This is a genomic window from Rhodococcus sp. (in: high G+C Gram-positive bacteria), from assembly GCF_049286785.1.
In the GTDB taxonomy this organism is placed as follows: Bacteria; Actinomycetota; Actinomycetes; order Mycobacteriales; family Mycobacteriaceae; genus Rhodococcus_F.
Genome location: NZ_JBAQEO010000427.1, coordinates 1 through 1,734 on the forward strand (window position 1 = coordinate 1; position 1,734 = coordinate 1,734).

The 1,734-nt window shown below is 61.4% G+C and carries 2 protein-coding genes; both read left to right on the forward strand.

Annotated features, from left to right (window positions below; all coding sequences use genetic code 11):
- Positions 1-743 (forward strand): LLM class flavin-dependent oxidoreductase (locus WAW17_RS15775; protein WP_422333888.1); only part of this gene is annotated, 743 nt, incomplete at its 5' end.
- 53 nt (positions 744-796) lie between these two features.
- A partial coding sequence (locus WAW17_RS15780) for an LLM class flavin-dependent oxidoreductase (RefSeq protein WP_422333889.1) occupies positions 797-1,734 on the forward strand: 938 nt, incomplete at its 3' end.

Below are 1,734 nucleotides of genomic sequence, written 5' to 3' on the forward strand. Positions count from 1 at the left end.
GCTTCGACCTGAATCTCGTGACCGGGTGGAACAAACCGCAGTACGCGCAAATGGGGCTGTGGCCGGGCGATGAATACTTCGGCCTTCGTTATGAATACGGCGAGGAGTACGCAACAATCCTCAAGGAGCTGTGGACGACCGGTAAGAGCGACTTCAAGGGCCGCTTCTACCAGCTCGACGATTGCCAACTGGGTCTGGTTCCGGACAAACCGGTGGGCCTCATCTGCGCTGGCCAGTCCGATCGTGGACTCAAGTTCACCGCCGAGTACGGCGACTACAGTGATATTTTGGGCCAGGGAACCGGAGTCGAGGGCGTTTCCGAGGTAGTCGGTCGGGTGGAAGCCGCCTGCGCGCGCGCAGAACGGTCGCTCACCACCCTGTTGGTCGTCCTGGTCGTCCTCGCCGAGACCGACGAGGAAGCCGAAGCAAAGGTGGCCCGTTACGTCGAGCACGCAGACACCCGTGCCATCGCCACCATGCAGGGCGACGCGAGCCTCGATGCGAACGGTTCGACGGCGGGCCTGCTGACGAACGCCGGCAATGCCACGTTCCAGAACCTCGAGAAGATCATCGGATCGCCGTCCACTGTCGCGGCATATTTCGACGAGCTCGCCGAGATCGAAAGTCTCGAAGGCGTAATCATGGTCTTCGACGAAGCCATCGCCGGTCTCGAGATGTTCGGCAACGAGGTTCTTCCGCGAATGCGAAGCCGGGCAGCAGATCCCGCCACTGCATCTTCCTGACGACTGTCGCCAGGTCGCCACAACTCGTGACTCACAAGAAAGAGGCAATCTCCGTGACGAATTCGACATACCCAGATCGCTTTGGAATATTCCAAGCACCATTTCACAAGTTCGGGATTCACCCCGCTGTTCTCTTCGAGCGTGATCTGCAACTGATCCAGCGCGCCGAGGAACTCGGATTCCACGAAGCGTGGGTCGGCGAACACCATTCGGGCGGACACGAACCCATCGGCGCACCCGATGTCTTCATGGCTGCAGCCTCTCAACGCACACGTACGATCAAGTTGGGTACCGGGGTCAACTCCCTCCCGTACCACAACCCCTTCATGGTCGCCGAGCGGCACGTGCTGCTTGATCACCTCAGTCGAGGCCGCGCGATCATGGGATTCGGTCCCGGCCAGCTGGCGAGCGACGCCCACATGATGGCCGTCGAGACGGCCGAACAACGGGACATGATGCTCGAATCCGCCGATGTGATCGTCCGGTTGATCCGGGGTGAGACGGTCTCGAAGAAGACCAGTTGGTTCGAGCTTCGCGATGCGCGGCTGCAGGTCCTCCCGTACGACGGTGAACTCGAGACCGTCGTCGCCTCGGTGGCGTCGCCGTCGGGTCCCCGGACCGCCGGACAGCTGGGGCTGGGCATGCTCAACCTCGCCAGCACCGGGGCAGGGGCTTTTGAAGCGCTGCGAGATCATTGGTCAATCGTCGAGACCGAAGCCGCAAAGTCCGGGGCGAGCGTGTCGCGTAAGAACTGGCGGTTGGCCGCAATCATGCACATCGCCGAAACCGAGGAGCAGGCTCGCAAGGAGTGCGCATACGGATTCGAGGAGATCTGGAACTACCTTGGACAGATCTCGCCGTTGCCCACCTCCCAGGCCACCACACTCGAAGGGAAATTGGACGAGGCAATCAACGCTGGCATGGTATGCATCGGCACCCCGGACACGGCAATCGAGCTGATTCGCAAGCTGGGTAAGCAGACCGGCGGGTT